Source organism: Streptomyces sp. NPDC005151 (genome assembly GCF_053599875.1).
In genome coordinates this window covers 13,228-32,243 of the sequence record NZ_JBSFYR010000013.1, presented here as the reverse complement: position 1 = coordinate 32,243, position 19,016 = coordinate 13,228, and the positions used below count along the sequence as shown (strand labels likewise).

The following is a 19,016-nucleotide window of genomic DNA, read 5'->3' as shown; positions in this document are numbered from 1 at the left end:
TCTCCGCCACGGTGCAAAGTGGATCACGGTGCCACAACTGACGCCTCATCAGAGGTTTGTGGATGATTCACCGGATGAAACTCAATAAGAATCCATAAAAGCCCTGAACCGGACACAATTAACACTCGGTCAAATCGTTTCCATCGAAGAGTAACGAGTTTATAAACTCTTTACACATGGACGCCGGTCCCCGGGTGTGTCATCGTGTGCGCGCCTTCCGCCTCGCGGCCTGCCGACGGGGCTGTCTGTGCTGTCCTCAATCCGATTGGTTCCCACGGGAGTAGACCGCCGTGACCGCGCCGCCCCGATATCTCAGCCCATTCGTGCGCACGCGCACGCGGCTGTCCCTGACCCTCGGCCTCGTCCTGGCCGCCCTGATCGCCGCGCTGCTGCCCTGGTGGCAGCCGGGCGGCAGCACCCCGCCCACCGCGTCCGGCGGCAACGCCGACGCCACCCGCGCCTCGACCGGCCCGCGCGACGAGGCCACCGCCGTGGCCCTGGCCGTTCGCTCCGGCAAGCAGGTCCTGATCGACACGGCCACCACGGCCACCTCGCTGACCTGGGCGCTGCCCGACGGCCAGCTGCGCACCCGGACCAACGCCACGCCGGTCCGGGCGAAGAACGCCGAGGGCCACTGGGCCCCGGTCGACAACACCCTCAAGCGGACGCCGAAGGCCCCGCACGGCCTCGGCATCGCACCCGTCAACCCCGTCGTCCCGGTGCGCTTCGCGAGCGGCAGCGCCCATCCGGCGCGTGCCGACCGCTCGTTCACGCGCGCCGAGGCCCCGGGCGAGACGGTGCTCGCCGAGATCGACCTCGACGGCCACACGGTCGCGTACACCTGGCCGGGCGCGCTGCCCGAGCCGGTGCTCGACGGCCCGCGCGCCCTCTACTCCGAGGTGCTGCCGGGCGTCGACCTGCTGCTCGTCACCCGCGAGGAGGGCGGCCTGGCGCAGGTCCTCATCGTCAAGTCCCCCGAGGCCGCGCGGCAGGAGGCGCTGAAGACCGTCACGTACGGGCTGCGCTCCGACACCGCCGTCTTCCGGCAGGACAAGACGGCCAGCCGGGTCCAGGTCCTCGACAAGGCCGGCGCGGGCGGCAAGGAGATCGGCACGATCCCGACGCCGTTCGCCTGGGACTCCAGCGGCCGTGACCCCGAGCTGCCCGAAGGCACCCCGAACCACACCTCGGTCGCCACCAGCGCCGACGTCCTGAAGCTCTCCGGCCTCACCGGCATCGAGCCGGGCGCCAAGTCCGCGCCGCTGCCGATCACCCTGGCCGGCGAGAACACCTCCTCCGCCCGGCTCGGCCTCGGTCTCGCCGCGACCGGCCTGGCCGACCGGGAGGGCGTGAGCTATCCGCTGTTCGTCGACCCGCCGCTCAACCCGGGCTGGGCCGCGTGGACGGTGGCCTACAGGCCGTACCCGACCACCAGCTTCTACAACGGCACCAACTTCTCCAACGGCACCTCCGACGCCCGCGTCGGCTACGAGAAGGACACCGGCGGCCTCGCCCGCTCGTTCTGGCGGATGAACTGGGACAGCTCGATCAAGGGCGCCACGGTCTCCAAGGCGACCTTCAAGGTTCTCAACAACCACTCGTGGTCCTGCGACAAGCGTCAGTTCGAGTTCTGGCTCACCGGCGCGATCTCGTCCGGCACCACGTGGAAGGCCCAGCCGAGCTGGTCATCGGTGATCGAGAAGAAGTCCTTCGCGCACGGCTGGTCCTCGTCCCTCTGCCCGGACGAGTACGAGTCCTTCGACTTCACGTCCACCGCCCAGACCGCGACCGACAAGGGCTGGTCGAACATCACCGTGGGCATGCAGGCCACGACCGAGACGGACACCCAGACCTGGCGCAAGTTCAAGGCGACCACGGCGCAGATCGAGTCCACCTACAACCGCAAGCCGTCCGAGCCCACCGCCGGCACCTCCAACCCCGGTGGCGCCTGCACGCCCGGCCCCGGCGCCGGTGTGACGATCGGCAAGACCAACATCACCCTGTCGGCGACCGCCAAGGACGCCGACAGCAACCTGAAGTCGCTGCGCTTCCGCATCTGGAAGACCGGCGGCACCGTGCCGGCCGGCACCTTCGTGACCACCAACTCCAGCGGTGTGGCCTCGCTGCCCATCCCGGTCACCGACCCTCTGCTGAAGGACATCACCACCAACACCACGCTCTCCTGGGACGTGATGGCCCGGGACGCGGTGGGCGCGGACTCCACCGTCTACCCGCCGGGCACCGAGCCGTGCCGCATCACGGTCGACCCGAGCGGCCCGTCCCAACCCATCGTCACCAGTGACGTGTTCCTGCGCGCCACCTCGGACGGCGCGACCTGGGCGACGGTGAACTTCGGCGGCACCGGTCCGATCACCTTCGAGTCGCCGGGCGCCACGAAGTTCACGTACGCGTGGGGCGGGGTAAGCCCCGTCACCGTCACCGCCAACGCCAGCGGCGTGGCCACCGTGGCGGCCCTCAAGCCGCTGAACGCGGGCCCGAACACCCTCCAGGTGTATGCCTACGACAGCGTCGGCAACGCGAGCGCGCGCACCGACTACACGACGTACGTCCCGCCGAAGGAGGCTGCCGACAGCCCGGGTGACACCGGCGGCGACGGCATCCCCGACCTGCTCGTCATCGACGCCGCGGGAACCCTGCGCACCTATCCGGGCCAGGAGGGCGGCGAGCTGTACAGCCAGCTGGCCTCGTCGTACAAGATCGGGGCCGACGGCAACTCGGTGCTGAACCCGCCGGGCCACTGGTACGACCCGGTGTCCAAGAAGGCGGCGCTGATCGCGCACTACCAGGACGCCTACCCGGGCGACGGGACGACGGACCTCTTCGCGGTCACCCCGGACGGCGGCTTCTGGCTCTACCCGGGCGACGGCTACGGCTCGTTCAACGTGGACAGCCGGATCAAGATCCGGCTGCCCTCGAACGCACCGGCCCCGTCCACCTGGACCCAGCTCAAGGCCGTCGGCGACATCACGGGCGACAAGCACCCCGACCTCGCCCTGCGCGCCGGCACCGCCTTCTGGGTGCTCTCGGGCTACTCCGGCGGCACCTTCCAGAGCGCCACGCTGATGGAGGGCGCCGCCTGGGGCACCGGGCGTGACATCGTCAACCTCGCCGACATGGACAAGGACAACGTGCCCGACCTGCTCTGGCGCAACGTCGACAACGGCAACATGTACGTCCGCCACGGCAAGCCCGGTGCGGTGGCCGGCAGCGTCGACCTGGACTCACTGAAGGTGGCCGTGAACTCGGCCGACGGAGTCGACGTCCAATTCGGCACCGGCTGGACCAAGGCCACCATCGACCAGGTGATCGGCATCCCGGACATCAACAAGGACGGGATCCCGGACTTCTGGGCCCGCTTCGTGGCCGACGGGCACATGAGCATCTACCTCCCGTCGACCACCAACACCAACCCGGCGGCGAAGACCGTCATCAGCTCGGGCTGGATGGAGAAGCTGGCCTTCGGATAGTCCCCTCCGGCAGGAGGAGAGGGGGTGGGCCCCCGGTGCCGTCGCACGGCACCGGGGGCCCACCCCTTTCCGCCAGGGCACGGTCTACGGGGCTTCGCCCTCCGCGACGGCCTGCCGCACCTCCGCGACCCGCGCCCGCTCCTCGTGCGCGAACCGCTCGCGGGGCGGGCGCGGCGTCCGGACTGCTCAATGCCAGCCAGCAGGTGGGTGGTTCGCTGGGCCTCTCCATCCTGGTCACCGTCTTCGGCACAGCGAGCCGCAATGGGGCGGAGAAGCAGAATCCGTCGTTCATGGCGCGGGCGACACCGGAGCAGAAGGCGACGTTCGCCAAGTCGCACGAACTGCCCACACCATGGGGACACGAAGTGCTCACCCAGGGCATTTCGACTGCCTTCACGGCAGCGGTGGCGATGGTGGCCGTCGCCCTGCTGACTGCGGTGCTGGTGATCCGGGTGCGCAAGAGCGACTTGGACGCGCTGAGCGGCAAGGCCTCCGCAGGGGGACCTGCCGCGTAACGCAGCACGACGCGTGTCGCCACAGGCGCTCGATCAGCAGGGCATACCGGCGAGAAAGCGCCCGTCGGCGCAGGTGCAGGACGTTCCGCGAAGGGTGCGTCCTACACCTGTCCGGACCGCCCGGTACGACTCGGACCGAGCCCCTGCACCGTGCGTGCGTGCGACGCAATGCAGCGTGAGTGCGAGGCGGGGCGGGTAGGGGTCAGTACGGGTCGTACGAGTCGTCGCCCTCGTAACCGTTGCGCTCGCTGTCTCCTTCGCTCCCCTGCCCCCGGCAGTCCGTCACAAGAGCATTCGCGCTCCGCTTCTCCAGAATGTCGCGTGCCCGCGCCTCGCCCCAACTGGTGGCGTACCACGGTGCATCGGATGCACGGAGCGTGTGCTGGATCTCGTTGAGGGCACAGGATCGCAGCGGTTCGTGAAGCCTGTCGAGTGCCGGTACGGCGTCGGCCGAGAGTCCCCGGAGGTAGTCGATGTCAATGGTGTGATGGCTGCGGTAACGCTGCACGTTCTGTTCCGCGATCAGCCCGTCGGGCGAGACCAGACCGAATGTGAGCACGGCAGCGGCGGCGCTCGCCGCCACGGCGCGCGGCAGCATACGGGCGCCGAACACGCCCGCCGCCATGATCAGGACGAGCACCACACCCAGCCAGAGTTCCACCGCAGCCACGGATATGCGCAGCCGGGTCAGGCCGTAGGCGTCGACGTACAGGTCCATGCGCCGCAGCGCCGAGGCGACCACCACGAGAGTGAGGAGGCAGAGCGCGCCGAGGACGGTCCGTACAAGCGTGCGGTCTCGCGAGTGCCCACGCGGTGCCCAGCGCAGCGCGAGCGCGATGACCAGAAGGGTGAGCAGGGTGGCCCACAGCAGCTGCCAGAAGCCGTGGCGGGCGTATGCGGAGTAGCTGAGATCGGTCTCGGTCATCACCTTGTCGTACCCGCCGAGCAGCACGGTGAGCTGGATGGCGATGAAGACGGCGAAGAGCAGATTCAGCACGATGAGCGGCAGCGCCCATTCCAGGCGCCCGCGGGGCTTCCCGTCGCGCACGGTGACGTCGTCCCAGCGCACCGGGGCGGCGGCGGTGTATGCGGCGGTGAGCGCACCGACCAGACCAACCACGAACAGGAAGAACCGCCACGGGGCATCGCCCAGCGACACCTCGGGGATCAGGTTTCCGAGCACATCGGCGAACGCGGCATCTGCGCTGGCGAAGAGCGCTCCGAAGACGATGAGCAGGCCGATCGCCACCACAGTGGAACGGAACACGACACCCCACCGACCGCGGGAACCGGTCATACGGTCGCGAACACCACCCACTCCCCACCACAGTCCCCCGGCCACGGAGGAAAAGAGACCCACCGAACCGAGGAACACGCCGAGCCAGCTGCGGCTGCCGTGCAGCGTCAGCGAGCCCAGCGCGACGGCCGACACAACGGCGAGGAAGACCGGCCAGCCCGCGTCCCTGAGCGCCGGGACCGCGAGCAGAGCAAGGCCGCCGACCGCCCAGACTGCGGACCAGGACCGGAGTCGACGACCCGCTGCCTGCGCGGCGAAGTAGGCCGCGAGTGCGGCGGGGACTGCCACGATCAGCAGGTTCGGGCCGAGTCCGTCACCGAGCAACAACGCGCTGAGGAGCGCGGTAGCGGCGGCCGCCCAGAGCGTGGCGTTACGGATGGCGGCCGGGCGGGCCGGGCGCAGCCGCGCGAGCGTATCGGCTGTCTGCCGACTGCTCTGCCATGGGTTGGGCTGCTGCGGTTGCCACCCTTGTTGCGCGTACGCCGGAACCCTCGGCGCCTGCGGAACGGCGTCCCGGGACTCCGGCACCTCGGACGGTTCCGGTCGCTGCGTCGGCTCCCCCTCCGGCTCCGACTCCATCGCGCGAGACGGTTCCGACGTACGAGGCGGCTCGGGCGCCTCTGGCTGGACGGCTGATTCTGACGCGTGATCGGGCATGGGGCCCCTCCCCACCGAGGTCCGCTCACACGGCAGCTGAACAGTGCGAGCAGCCCGGCATCTCATTCGGCACACGCCCGTCATGATGATCATCGAGGGCGGCGTGGCCGAAAGGTTAGCCCCCCTGCTGCCGCTCGCAGCCACCCGCGGCAGGGATGTGTCAGTACCGTGACAGTCGGCCCGTCTCAGCTGCGGCCCGGGCGGGGAAGCCAGTCCGGCAGCTCTTCCGCCTGCGCCGACCAGTCGGCCGGCGGTGCGCCCGCCTTGCCCGCCGCGACGACCCCACCGACGATCGCGCAGGTCGTGTCCACGTCCCCACCGGCCTGAGCGGTCACCCAGAACGCCTTCTCGAAGTCGCCGAGGCTCCGCGCCGCAGACCAGAGAGCGAACGGCACCGTGTCATGTGCACTGGTACGGCGGCCGTTGCCCAGAACCGCGGCCACAGTCCCGGCATCGCTGTAGTCGAGCATGTCGCGGGCCCGGCGGAGCCCGGCGCCCACCGCGCTGCGCGGTACGAGCGCGACCACCCCGTCGAGGAGATTCTCAGGCGTCGGTGGCCCCCCGGGCGCGGCTGCGAGCGAGGCGGCCGCCGCCACGGCCATCGCGCCCACGACGGCTTCCCGGTGCTGATGCGTGGTGTACGAGGAGATCTCGGCCTGGTGCGTGGCCTGCTCGGGGTCGTCCGCGTACCAGGCGCCGACGGGTGCGATGCGCATCGCTGAGCCGTTGCCCCAGGAGCCCTGACCGTTGAAAAGCGCCGACGCCAGCTCGCGCCAGTCGCCGCCCTCCCGGATCAGTCGGAGCATCCGGTTCACGGCGGGGCCGTATCCCCGGTCGAAGTCGTGATGGTCGGCGAAGGAGTGGGCGAGCGCGTCCTGGTCGATACGGTCGTGCCCGACGAGCACGGCCAGGACCGAGCACGCCATCTCCGTGTCATCGGTCCATTGCCAGGGTCCGGGCGGCAATGTGCGCTGTTTCAGGAGCGGATAGTTGACGGGCACAAAGAACTGGGAGCCAAGGGCGTCTCCTACGGCCAGCCCGCGCAGGCTGGCCAGGGCGCGCTCGAAGCGTGAGGCGGTAGCGGAGTCAGCGGTCATCGCCCTTCCACTCTATCCGGTGATGCCGTAAGGCTCAGGGGTCCGCCAGCGCTCGAACGGCCGGTCAAGTGTGTAGCGCCCGTCCTCGCCGAGTATCAGCGTCCGCTTCTCCCCGTTGCCGGGATTGGACAGTGACTCGAATTCGGCCACCGACCAGTGGAACCAGCGCATGCAGAACAACCGCATCGTCAGTCCATGGGTGACCAGGAGAACGTTGGGCGGATGGTCGGGGGCTTCGAAGCTCCGGTGCAGGCTCTCCAGAAATGCTCCGACCCGGTCGTACACATCGGCGCCGGACTCCCCCTGCGCGAAGCGGTAGAAGAAGTGCCCATAGGCATCCCGGTACGCCTTCTGCAGTCTTACGTCCTCGCGGTCCTGCCAGTTTCCCCAGTCCTGTTCACGCAGCCGTGGCTCCTCCCGCACCCGCACCCGCTCCAGGTCGAGGCCGAAGGACCTGAAGGTCTCGTGCGTGCGGCGGTAGGGCGAGACGTACACACTGACCCGCTCCCTGCCGAAGAGTTCGCGCAGCTGTGCCCCTGTCTCCCTGGCCTGCCGCAAACCCGTCGCGGTGAGCCGCAATGCATGGTCGGGCTCACGCTCGTACACCGTGTCATCGGCATTGCCCTCGGACTCGCCGTGCCGGACGAGGACAATGCGCTGCGGTCGTGCCATGTACAGACCCTAGATCGGTTCCAGCTCATTCGAGCAGCTGTCCGGACCCCTCCGCGGTATGCCGCCGGTGAAACGGCGCCGCAGAGCCGGTGTGGGAGACCACCAGCACCACGGCCGCAGCTCCAGGGCTTTTCTCCAGCTCCCGCATCGGCCCGAGCACCACGTGGTTCACGGGCTCGTCGAGCGGCAGATCCGCGGGCCGACAGACGGGCGAGCGCGAGCCGCCTGCGCTGCCCCACGGAGAGCGATCCGCCGGGTACCCGCAGGTCCTGGACACGGAACAGCCCGTTGCCCGGAGACATCGCCGACCGGCCCGCCGACGCAGCCCCGGCTGCCGCCCCGGCACGCCGCACCGTGGCAGGACCTGGCTGATCACGAGCGCAAGGGCCCGGGTGCCGTCGGCTCAGACGGTCCAGGAGGGCTCGAGCTGCACGACGTCCCCCGCCAGAGCCGCCACATCGTCCTCGGTCTGCGCCCGTTGCGAAAGCCGTTCGACGCTCCCCGGCCGGTACTTGCCTCGCTCAGCGCTCGACTGCCACATCGACAACACGAGGAACTCGTGCCCCGGCGCTTCGCCGAACACACCGCGCAGCATTCCGGGCGATCCGGCCATCGCCGGATTCCACACCCGCTGCTGCATCAGAGCGAAATGCTCCACGCGGTCCTCATGCACGGTGCTGTGTGCCACTCTGACCACGTCCGCATCAGTGAAATGCGGCTCGAAGCCGGTCTTCACGTCGAAGCGGCATTCGAACAGTTTGACCTGGATGTCGCTGTACGTTCCGGACTGCGTCGCAGCCAACTGGTCATGCGCACGCGCCATGAAGGAGTCGTAGAAGACCCGGTTCTCCCAGAACGCGAACACATGGGCAACCTCCGGTCGCCCCCGACTCCATCCGCCCCCCTGTCCCCTGAACCCCGGCTCACCGAGCAGCCCCGCCCACTTTCGCTGCCCCCGCTCGAAACCACGACGATCCATCACGGTGCAGCGAATCCACTTGACCAGCACCGCGCTATCGTAAGGCGCCGAAGGTGGCGCGGGTCACGCTCTGCCGGAGTGCGCCCGAACCGGTCAACCCGGACCGGAGAATGATCCCCATTGACGGCCTTCCACACCAACCCTCTGTTCGCGCGTCTCGAATCGGCCGAGCGCATCCTCGTAGCCGGGGCGGGTGGCGGCTTCGACATCTACGCGGGCCTGCCGGTGGCGCTCTCCCTGCTCCATCAGGGCAAGGACGTCCTGCTCGCCAATCTGTCGTTCAGCGCACTCGAAGGACTCCCCCTCGATGCGTGGCTGGCACCGGACGTGGCCGTGATCACCCCCCAAACGGCCCTCCACCAGGCGTACTTCCCGGAACGCACCCTCGCCCAGTGGCTCGATCTGCACCACTACCCGAGCACCGTGCACGCCTTCACCCGGGTGGGAGTGCAGCCGCTGCGCGCCGCCTACCGGGCGCTGATCGAGCGGTACGACATCGATGCGGTCGTCCTCGTCGACGGCGGTACGGACATCCTGAGCGTCCACCGCGCCGCATCCCGCACTGAACGGCGCCGGGAACAACAATGGCCCGATTCCGCCGCCCGCGCCCAAGCCGGTTGGCTCCAGGGAGAGTTACGGACATGATCGGGTGACACGACCGGTCCGACGGCCCAGCAGCAAGGAGGGGAGCCCGATGAGCACTCCCAACAAGGACATCGAGAAGGTCGAGATCAGGCTCAAGTGGGACCCGAGTCCGCCGGGTGCGCCCGCTCACGACCTCGACATCATCGCGGCGACCTACCCGGCGGACGAACCGTCCGGCAGCCCCTCGTATCTCGTGCACTTCGACAGCCGCTCGCCGGACGGCACCATCACGCTGAACCGCGACAGCAGGACCGGCCAGGGTCTCGGTTTCGACGAGGTGATGACTCTGGAACTGGAGAGGCTGTCGACCGCGTACACCCGGGTCGTGGTCGGAGTGGTCATTCAGCAGCGCGACGGCCGGAAGACGTTCGGCGACATAGCCAATACCGGCGTGCAGATTCGCGAGGGCTACACGAACCTGGCGGAGGAAGACTTCTCCGGGGTCGCCACCGCCACGGCGGCAACCGTGGCCGAGTTCGTCCGGGACGGATCGGGCGTCTGGACGTTCCACGGAACGGTCCGGGGCTTCGACGGCGCCCCCGGTTCGTACGCCGCGATCATGGGAAACCACAAGCCGGGCACCTGACACCTTGAGCCCCGGCAGGACAGACGCCGAGGGCGGCGGAGCCGAGAGACCGACTCCACCGCCCTGACCGGTGCTTCATGCCCCTACGGGGCTCTGGATCAGCTGCAGCCGCTGGTCGAGCCGCAGCCCTCGCAGATGTAGCAGGACCCGGCGCGCTGCATCTTCGTACCGCAGGAGAAGCAGAGCGGCGCGTCCGCGCTGATGCCCAGCTGCATCTCGACGAGCTCCGCCGAGGTGTGTGCCGTCCTCGGAGCGGGCATCTCCGCCTCCTGCGGAGCGGCCACCGCCTTCAGCGGCTCCGTCCGGAGCGGGGCGGACTGAGCCAGGCCCTCGACGTCCAGCTCGTCGTCCTCGAGAGACGGCTCGTACGAACCGGTGTCGAGGTGACGCTGACGCTCCTCGGCCGAGTGGATGCCGAGTGCCGAGCGGGTCTCGAAGGGCAGAAAGTCCAGCGCCAGGCGGCGGAAGATGTAGTCGACGATCGACTGCGCCATCCGCACATCCGGGTCGTCCGTCATGCCGGCCGGCTCGAAGCGCATGTTGGTGAACTTCGAGACGTACGTCTCCAGCGGGACGCCGTACTGCAGACCGACCGAGACCGCGATGGAGAAGGCGTCCATCATGCCGGCGAGGGTGGAACCCTGCTTGGACATCTTCAGGAAGACCTCACCGAGACCGTCGTCCGGGTAGGAATTGGCGGTCATGTAGCCCTCGGCGCCGCCCACCGTGAAGGAGGTGGTGATGCCGGGACGGCCCTTGGGGAGACGCTTGCGGACCGGGCGGTACTCGACGACCTTCTCGACCGCGGTACGGATGGTCTCCTCGGCCTTGGCCGTGACTGCGTCCGCTGCGGACTTTTCCTTCTCCTTGGTCTTCGCGGAGAGGGGCTGGCCGACCTTGCAATTGTCGCGATAGACGGCGAGCGCCTTGACGCCCATCTTCCACGCCTCGAAGTAGACCTCCTCGACGTCCTCGACGGTGGCCGTCTCCGGCAGGTTCACCGTCTTGGAGAGCGCGCCGGAGATCCACGGCTGGATGGCCGCCATCATGCGCACGTGACCCATCGCGGAGATGGAACGCTCGCCCATCGCGCAGTCGAAGACCTCGTAGTGCTCGGCCTTCAGACCGGGGGCGTCGATCACATTGCCGTGCTCGGCGATGTGGGCGACGATCGCCTCGATCTGCTCCTCCTGGTAGCCCAGGCGGCGCAGAGCCTGCGGAACGGTGCCGTTGACGATCTGCATCGAGCCGCCGCCGACCAGCTTCTTGAACTTGACCAGGGCGAGGTCGGGCTCGAGGCCGGTGGTGTCGCAGGACATCGCGAGACCGATGGTGCCGGTGGGCGCGATGACCGAGGCCTGTGCGTTGCGGAAACCGTTCTTCGCGCCGAGGCGGATGACGTCCTGCCAGGCCTCCGTGGCGGCGGCCCAGATCGGGTTGTCCAGGTCGTCCATGTGGACGGCCGCGGCGTTGGCGTCGGCGTGCTGCTCCATGACGCGCTGGTGCGGCTCGGCGTTGCGGGCATAGCCGTCGTACGGGCCGACGACCGCGGCGAGCTCGGCGGAGCGCTTGTACGAGGTGCCGGTCATCAGCGAGGTGATGGCCCCGGCGAGGGCGCGGCCGCCCTCGCTGTCGTACGCGTGGCCGGTCGCCATCAGCAGGGCGCCGAGGTTCGCGTAGCCGATACCCAGCTGACGGAAGGCGCGGGTGTTCTCGCCGATCTTCTGGGTCGGGAAGTCGGCGAAGCAGATGGAGATGTCCATCGCGGTGATGACGAGCTCGACGACCTTGGCGAAGCGCTCGGACTCGAAGGACTGGTTGCCCTTGCCGTCGTCCTTGAGGAACTTCATCAGGTTCAGCGAGGCCAGGTTGCACGACGTGTTGTCCAGGTGCATGTACTCGCTGCACGGGTTCGAGCCGTTGATCCGGCCGGACTCGGGGCAGGTGTGCCACTGGTTGATCGTGTCGTCGTACTGGATACCCGGGTCGGCGCAGGCCCAGGCGGCCTCGGCCATCTTGCGGAAGAGGGACTTGGCCTCGACCTCTTCGATGACGTCACCGGTCATCCGGGCGCGCAGCCCGAACTTCCCGCCGGTCTCGACGGCCTTCATGAACTCGTCGTTCACGCGGACCGAGTTGTTGGCGTTCTGGTACTGGACGGACGTGATGTCGTCGCCGCCCAGGTCCATGTCGAAGCCCGCGTCGCGCAGGGCGCGGATCTTCTCCTCCTCCTTGACCTTGGTCTCGATGAAGTTCTCGATGTCGGGGTGGTCGACATCGAGAATGACCATCTTGGCCGCACGGCGGGTGGCGCCACCGGACTTGATCGTTCCGGCGGACGCGTCGGCGCCACGCATGAAGGAGACAGGACCGGAGGCGTTGCCACCGGAGGACAGCAGCTCCTTGGAGGAGCGGATACGGGAGAGGTTCAGGCCGGCGCCGGAGCCGCCCTTGAAGATCATGCCCTCTTCCTTGTACCAGTCGAGGATCGACTCCATGGAGTCGTCGACGGCCAGGATGAAGCAGGCGGAGACCTGCTGCGGCTGGGGCGTGCCGACGTTGAACCAGACCGGCGAGTTGAAGCTGAAGATCTGGTGCAGGAGGGCGTACGCCAGCTCGTGCTCGAAGATCTCGGCGTCGGCCGGAGAGGCGAAGTAGTTGTAGTCCTCGCCCGCCTTCCGGTACGTCTTCACGATCCGGTCGATGAGCTGTCGCAGACCGGTCTCGCGCTGCGGCGTGCCGACAGCGCCGCGGAAGTACTTGCTGGTGACGATGTTGACCGCGTTCACCGACCAGAAGTCGGGGAACTCGACGCCACGCTGCTCGAAGTTGATCGAGCCGTCGCGCCAGTTGGTCATGACGACGTCACGGCGCTCCCACGCCACCTCGTCGTACGGATGCACGCCGGGGGTGGTGTGGATGCGCTCGATACGCAGGCCCTGCTTCGTCGCAGTCGACTTGGATCCCTTGGCTCGGGAACCTCGTGCCGGGCCGCTCGCCGTCTCTGTCATGCCGCCTCCCATATGTGGGCAAAAACGCCCTGAAGTGCCCAGAACTTCCCGGGGCACAGTGTGTGTCTGATGCTTCGGATGCCGCGCACAGCGCCCGGAGCAGGTTCCTGCAGCCGCCCTGCCGCTGATCTCACAGCCCTGTGTCGATCAGCTGGTGTCACTCAGTCGGCGGCGACGGCGGGAACGGGAACCTCAAGAGTCCCGCCGGTCCCGCATCCCTCCACGGGAGACCGTCGCTCGCGGAGTTCCACGATCGCGGCCTCGAAGTCTTCAAGTGTGTCGAACGCCCGGTACACGGACGCGAAGCGCAGGTACGCGACAAGGTCGAGTTCCTGCAAGGGGCCAAGAATGGCCAGACCCACGTCGTGGGTGGTCAGCTCGGCGCTTCCGGTGGCGCGCACCGCCTCCTCGACCCGCTGCCCGAGCTTGGCGAGGGCGTCTTCGGTGACCGGCCGCCCCTGGCACGCCTTGCGCACGCCGGAGATGACCTTGGTGCGACTGAAGGGTTCGGTCACCCCGCTGCGCTTCACCACCATCAGCGAGCAGGTCTCCACCGTGGTGAAACGGCGGGAGCAGTCGGGGCACTGACGGCGCCGACGGATCGACGTGCCGTCGTCGGTGGTGCGACTGTCGACGACCCGGCTGTCAGGGTGCCTGCAGAAGGGGCAGTGCATAGCTCCGAACCCTCCTTCACGGCACGACTGAATAGCCTCTTCAGGCCCTGTTGGGGACCCTTCGAAGCAGCCACAAGCATAGGCGATGGCCACGGCCGGATCGACCGGAGACCACAACTTCTGGGTAGCTGGAACGATCCAACCACTAGATCTTGGGTTTGGTTGCGCATTTGGCCCTAGCGCGTGTCACGCATCCCGGGCGGCCCGCAGGCAACGTGCGGCCGCCCACGAGGTTACGGGACACTCCCGGGCGCACGGATCGCGGGGCGCCCGGCGTCTGACCCGAACGGCCGCCGGAAGACCACCCTGCGTGGCAGCGGCGCGGCCCCGAAGGCTACCGTAATGCTCCGAATTGCCGGTCGCATCGGAACGCCGCAAAGCGGCCCGGGCCTGGGCCGGAACACCGTCGGAAACCCACCCGAACCTCGCTCATACACCCAGCAGTAAACAGGGCACAGACTTTTATCCGTTTTTCACTCGAACGTGTGTTTGGCGCAACCTTTCGAAAGCTACTACCGTTGTCCAGCTAGGGAGACCATTCGAGAGGGGCCGACGTGACCACCACCGCAGACAGTGCCACCATCACTGCCCAGGACCGCTCCCAGAGCCGACTCCAGCCGGTGCATGCCATGAATGACTCAGTCACGAACACGGAGGGGCCAGAGCCGGCACGACCGGCACGCTCGCTCCCCGGCCGACCTCCAGGCATCCGAGCAGACAGCTCGGGGCTCACGGACCGCCAACGGCGCGTGATCGAGGTCATCCGGGACTCCGTGCAACGCCGGGGATACCCGCCATCGATGCGGGAGATCGGTCAGGCGGTGGGCCTGTCCAGCACGTCCTCCGTCGCCCATCAGCTGATGGCCCTGGAGCGCAAGGGCTTCCTGCGCCGCGACCCGCACCGTCCCCGGGCGTACGAGGTCCGTGGTTCGGATCAGCCCAGTACGCAGCCGACCGATACAACTGGCAAGCCCGCGGCATCGTACGTACCGCTCGTCGGGCGGATCGCAGCCGGTGGCCCGATCCTCGCCGAGGAATCGGTCGAGGACGTCTTTCCGCTCCCCCGCCAGCTGGTCGGGGACGGCGAGCTGTTCGTTCTGAAGGTCGTCGGCGACTCGATGATCGAGGCGGCGATCTGTGACGGCGACTGGGTCACCGTCCGCCGTCAGCCCGTAGCGGAGAACGGCGACATCGTGGCCGCGATGCTGGACGGCGAGGCCACAGTCAAGCGCTTCAAGCGGGAGGACGGCCATGTATGGCTGCTCCCGCACAACTCCGCGTACCAGCCGATTCCTGGCGATGAGGCAACCATCCTCGGCAAGGTCGTGGCGGTGCTGCGGCGGGTGTGAAGAGACACCTGTTCCGACAGGGCCCCGGGATCCGCTGCGCCGGTCCCGGGGCCCTGTCCGTGCGGCTGACGCAGCCGACCGCTCAAGGATGAACAGGGGCCCGGGCGGGCTTCCGGATCACCGCCCGTCGGCCTTGGCGACGGCGTCGATCGCCGCGAGTGAGCGGCGGGCCTGGTTGCGGTCCGTCGTGTACCAGAAGTCGGGAAGCGAGGCCCGGAGATAGCTGCCGTACCGGGCATTGGCCAGCCTCGGGTCGAGCACCGCGACCACACCCTTGTCGCCCGTGGCTCTGACCAGACGACCGGCGCCCTGGGCCATCAGCAGTGCGGCATGGGTCGCCGCGACGGCCATGAACCCGTTGCCCCCCGCCTCCTCGACGGCCTTCTGGCGCGCGCTCATCAGCGGGTCGTCGGGACGGGGGAACGGGATCCTGTCCATGATCACCAACTGGCAGCTCGCTCCCGGGACATCGACGCCCTGCCAGAGCGAGAGGGTGCCGAAGAGGCAGGTCTCGGGGTCGGTCGCGAAGTTCTTGATCAGCTCACCCAGCGTCTCCTCGCCCTGCAGCAGGATCGGCTTGTCGAGCCGGCCACGCAGCTCCTCCGCGGCGGCCTGGGCGGCCCTCATGGAGGAGAAAAGCCCGAGCGTGCGCCCGCCGGCGGCCTCCACCAGTTCGGCAAGCTCGTCCAGCATGTCGGTGCGCGAACCCTCCCGGCCGGGCGTGGCCAGGTGCTTGGCGACGTACAGGATGCCCTGCTTCGGGTAGTCGAAGGGCGAGCCGACGTCGAGCCCCTTCCACTGTGGGATGTCGTCGCCCGCGGTGCCCTCGGGGGCCAGGCCCAGGGACGCGCCCACACCGTTGAAGTCTCCGCCGAGCTTGAGCGTGGCGGAGGTGAGGACGACGGAACGGTCCGCGAAGAGCTTCTCGCGCAGGAGGCCGGAGACGGAGAGCGGGGCGACGCGCACGGACGCGCCGAAGCGGTCATGGCGCTCGTACCAGACGACGTCGTACTCGGACCCCTGGGTGATGCGCTCGGCGACGCCGTGGATCGTCTCCACGGAGGCCATCGCCTGCTTGCGGACGGCATCCTCGTCCTGGACGGACTTGTCCCGGGTGGACCCCAGGGCCGTGATCACGGTGCGAGCAGCGTCGCGGAGCGCCATCAGCGCGTAGCCGAGGTCCTCCGGGACCTCTTCCAGACGGCCGGGGAGCGCCAGCTCCATCACCCGCTCGAACCCTTCCGCCGCGGTCTGCAGGGCATCGGCGGCCTTCTCGTTGACCAGCTTCGCCGCGCGGCGCACGGCCCGGTTCACCTGCCCGGGGGTGAGTTCTCCGGTGGCCACTCCGGTGACCCTGGAAACCAGCTCATGGGCCTCGTCGACGATCAGCACTTCATGCTGCGGGAGCACCGGGGCCCCCTCGATCGCGTCGATGGCGAGGAGCGCGTGGTTGGTGACGACGACATCGGCGAGCTTGGCGCGCTCGCGGGCCATCTCCGCGAAGCACTCCGCGCCGTACGCGCACTTACTGGCACCCAGGCACTCCCGGGAGGAGACGGAGACCTGCGCCCAGGCCCGGTCGGAGACGCCGGGGGTGAGGTCGTCGCGGTCTCCGGTCTCGGTCTCGTCCGACCAGTCCCGCAGCCGCAGCAGATCCTGGCCGAGCTTGCTCGACGGAGCCGCGGCCTCGAACTGGTCGAAGAGTCCCTCTTCCTCTTCCTGCGGGACACCTTCGTGGAGCCGGTGCAGACAGAGATAGTTCGAGCGCCCCTTGAGCATCGCGAACTGGGGTCTACGGCGCAGCAGCGGATGCAGGGCGTCGACCGTACGCGGAAGGTCGCGCTCCACGAGCTGGCGCTGCAGCGCCAGGGTGGCCGTGGCGACCACGACGTGCTCCCCGTGCGCCAGCGCGGGCACCAGGTAACCGAGAGACTTGCCCGTGCCGGTACCGGCCTGGACCAGCAGATGGGAATTGTCGTCGACAGCCTCGGCAACGGCCTCGGCCATGGAGGCCTGACCAGTTCGTTCCGTACCGCCGACGGCGGTCACGGCGGCGTGCAGGAGCTCGGGGAGAGATGGCTTTGTCATAGCGTGACCAGCCTACGGTGCACCACTGACAACGGGGATCACTCCAGGACTCATGCGGAGGCGTGGAGTGGGTTGGGAACCGTGCCGTGGACGACGGCGTGGGGGCGCTCGGGCCGGTCGCGGTAGCCGTCGCGATACAGGCGGTTGCGGTTGAGACAGAGGCGTTCGATGCGCGGCGTCAGCATGTCGAACATCTCGAAGCGGTCCTTGAGCTCGGGAAAGCGGGTGTGGTGGCGCAGGATCTCGGCTCGGACGAGTGACCAGAATTCGTCCTCCGGGACAGCCAGCTGCTCCTCGCACAGCCTGGACAGGAATCGGAAGACACCGACGAAGAGCCCTGAGTGGATGAACTGGGTGAGGAAGCCGGGCTCCTCGGTGAGAAGGATGCTGCGTACGTCGTCCGGCATGGTCGCGTGCTCCGGCAGCGGCCGGGCGCTGATGTTCACATCGTCGACGAAGTCCTTGATCGCCAGCCGTACGGGCACATCCTGGCCGTCGAAGACCACGATGGCGTTCTCGCCGTGTGGGGAGAAGACCGTGCCGTACTGGTAGAGGAAGTGCAGCAGCGGCGGGAGCAGTGCGGCGAAGAGCCGGGTCAGCCAGGCGGAGGGGGTCAGACCCGAGCGGGCGACGAGCTCGGCCGTGAAGGCGCGGCCGTGCGGATCCGTGTGGAGCAGCGACGCAAGGGTGCGGGCGCGCTCGCCGGGCGCGAGCCGGGGGTGGAGCGGTTCTCGCCAGATCGCGCCGAGGATTTCCTTGAACTGGTACGGGGTCTCGGGGAGATGGTCGTAGAGCGGATGCTGGACTGTAACGGAGGCCACCTCTCCGAGCAGGATGACCCCACAGGTGTCACGCAGAAAGGGGTCGCGGTCGCGCAGGCCCTGGACCCAGGTGGTGACGGCAGGTGCCGCGAGGGTGCGCTCGGTCGGGAGACCCCGCCAGACCAGCGTGTTGAGGATCGACAGCGGCAGTTTGACGGTGTGCCGGTCGGGGTGTCCGAGGTTGGCGAAGGTACGGATGGACTGCTGCGGCAACCGTAGGTCTTCGTCGGTGTGCAGCGGAACGATGTCACCGTCGGCGATGGCCGGGGCGAACAGCGGAATAATCCATTCGTCCCACTGCCAGGGGTGCACGGGAAGAAAGAGGTAGGAGTCCGGGTCGAGGCCGCGGCCGCGGAGCTCGGCGGTGAATGATGCGCGGACCGAGGCGTCGAGTTCCTGCGCGTACAGCTGCTCGGGAGTGGCGAGGCGGGTCACGCCTCGGTAGCCGGCGATCCGGGTGCTCACGGCGATCCACGGCAGCCTGACCGGTCTACGGGCCTCGGGCGTGAAGCGGGAGGCGTCGGCGGCGGAGAATCCGAGGCGCCCCTTGTTGGCGACGAGCCACGGATGGCCGGTCTGGTGTCCCTCGAGCTCGGCGTAGTCGAGTTCGGCCAGCCGGGCGGCGGTGAACGCGGTGTGGTCCAGCCGGGCGTCGGCGGCGAGTGTGGTGGTGATCTCGCGGATCAGGTGGCCGAGAGTGGCGCCGTCGAGTTCGAGGAGACGGTGGGCGCGGGCAAGGAACTGCAGCGGATCGCAGAACGGGATGGTCTCGGTGCTCTCGTCCTGACCGGTACCCGCGGGGGCGTTCCGGTCGCTGACCCGCATCGAGTCGGTGGCGACGTGCCAGCCGCCGTAGACGCCCCGTCCGGCGCGGAAGTTCAGGGTTTCGCCGTCGTCCAGCGCCAGGGTGTAGGTGTCGCTCCCGGCGGCCCTGGGAACCGGCTCGATGACTTCCTCGTAGGCGAACTCTCCGAGCATTTTTGCGAGCAGGCGGGCGGCAGCCCGTTCCCAGACCGTCCGGTTCAGTTCTGGAGTGCTGAGCAGCGCGGGAGACTCCGCTGTTTCATGGCTCGCAGGATTGTTCGGCACGGGGACTCCTCGGGACGGAACCGATGGGCTTCGAGCGGTGTAAGTAAT

At 68.5% G+C, this 19,016-nt stretch carries 11 protein-coding genes and 2 pseudogenes; 5 read left to right on the top strand and 8 right to left on the bottom strand.

Translation table 11 applies throughout. From position 1 onward, the window contains the following. Positions 1–323: 323 nt before the first annotated feature. Together ACWD6R_RS10190 and ACWD6R_RS10185 are read left to right on the top strand one after the other, a co-directional pair. Positions 324–3,488 carry a DNRLRE domain-containing protein gene (locus ACWD6R_RS10190; protein WP_451818292.1) on the top strand — a complete coding sequence of 1,055 codons (3,165 nt, stop codon included), beginning with the start codon at positions 324–326 and terminating at the stop codon, positions 3,486–3,488. A gap of 164 nt (positions 3,489–3,652) precedes the next feature. Beyond that, positions 3,653–4,003 (top strand): annotated as a pseudogene (locus ACWD6R_RS10185) (MFS transporter); the annotation flags it as partial. 202 nt (positions 4,004–4,205) lie between these two features. Here ACWD6R_RS10185 and ACWD6R_RS10180 read toward each other — a convergent pair. The 4 genes from ACWD6R_RS10180 to ACWD6R_RS10165 all read right to left on the bottom strand — a co-directional run bounded on the left by ACWD6R_RS10180 (position 4,206) and on the right by ACWD6R_RS10165 (position 8,735). Beyond that, the gene (locus tag ACWD6R_RS10180; RefSeq protein ID WP_451818291.1) at positions 4,206–5,957 is read right to left on the bottom strand and encodes a DUF4153 domain-containing protein; all 1,752 of its coding nucleotides are present in this window, start codon (positions 5,955–5,957) and stop codon (positions 4,206–4,208) included. 185 nt (positions 5,958–6,142) lie between these two features. Next, entirely contained in the window at positions 6,143–7,054 is a 912-nt protein-coding gene (locus ACWD6R_RS10175) for an ADP-ribosylglycohydrolase family protein (protein ID WP_451818290.1), read from the bottom strand. Positions 7,055–7,066: 12 nt separating this feature from the next. After that, positions 7,067–7,726, bottom strand: a complete 660-nt coding sequence (locus ACWD6R_RS10170; protein WP_037701328.1) for a histidine phosphatase family protein — start codon at positions 7,724–7,726, stop codon at positions 7,067–7,069. A 403-nt stretch (positions 7,727–8,129) separates the two neighbouring features. After that, positions 8,130–8,735 (bottom strand): YdbC family protein, encoded by a 606-nt coding sequence (locus ACWD6R_RS10165; protein WP_451818289.1) that lies wholly within the window; start codon positions 8,733–8,735, stop codon positions 8,130–8,132. Positions 8,736–8,825: 90 nt separating this feature from the next. Here ACWD6R_RS10165 and ACWD6R_RS10160 point away from each other — a divergent pair. Next, positions 8,826–9,242: pseudogene (locus ACWD6R_RS10160) on the top strand (DUF1152 domain-containing protein); the annotation flags it as partial. 157 nt (positions 9,243–9,399) lie between these two features. Further along, entirely contained in the window at positions 9,400–9,936 is a 537-nt protein-coding gene (locus ACWD6R_RS10155) for a TerD family protein (protein ID WP_451818288.1), read from the top strand. A gap of 98 nt (positions 9,937–10,034) precedes the next feature. Here the strand turns inward: ACWD6R_RS10155 and ACWD6R_RS10150 are convergent, their stop codons facing one another. Then, on the bottom strand, positions 10,035–12,947 hold the full coding sequence (locus ACWD6R_RS10150; RefSeq protein ID WP_451818287.1) for a vitamin B12-dependent ribonucleotide reductase: 2,913 nt from the start codon (positions 12,945–12,947) through the stop codon (positions 10,035–10,037). A gap of 161 nt (positions 12,948–13,108) precedes the next feature. Further along, the gene (nrdR, locus tag ACWD6R_RS10145; RefSeq protein WP_266980761.1) at positions 13,109–13,621 is read right to left on the bottom strand and encodes a transcriptional regulator NrdR; all 513 of its coding nucleotides are present in this window, start codon (positions 13,619–13,621) and stop codon (positions 13,109–13,111) included. Positions 13,622–14,175: 554 nt separating this feature from the next. Between nrdR and lexA the strand changes: the two genes are divergently transcribed. After that, on the top strand, positions 14,176–14,970 hold the full coding sequence (lexA, locus tag ACWD6R_RS10140) for a transcriptional repressor LexA (RefSeq protein WP_266980763.1): 795 nt from the start codon (positions 14,176–14,178) through the stop codon (positions 14,968–14,970). 117 nt (positions 14,971–15,087) lie between these two features. On the opposite strand, the gene ACWD6R_RS10135 is transcribed toward lexA, so the two are convergent. Both ACWD6R_RS10135 and ACWD6R_RS10130 read right to left on the bottom strand, forming a co-directional pair. Next, positions 15,088–17,058 (bottom strand): ATP-dependent DNA helicase, encoded by a 1,971-nt coding sequence (locus ACWD6R_RS10135; protein WP_451818286.1) that lies wholly within the window; start codon positions 17,056–17,058, stop codon positions 15,088–15,090. A 50-nt stretch (positions 17,059–17,108) separates the two neighbouring features. Continuing rightward, a complete protein-coding gene (locus ACWD6R_RS10130; protein WP_451818285.1) occupies positions 17,109–18,968 on the bottom strand; it encodes an IucA/IucC family protein in 1,860 nt (619 codons plus the stop codon). Positions 18,969–19,016: the final 48 nt, after the last annotated feature.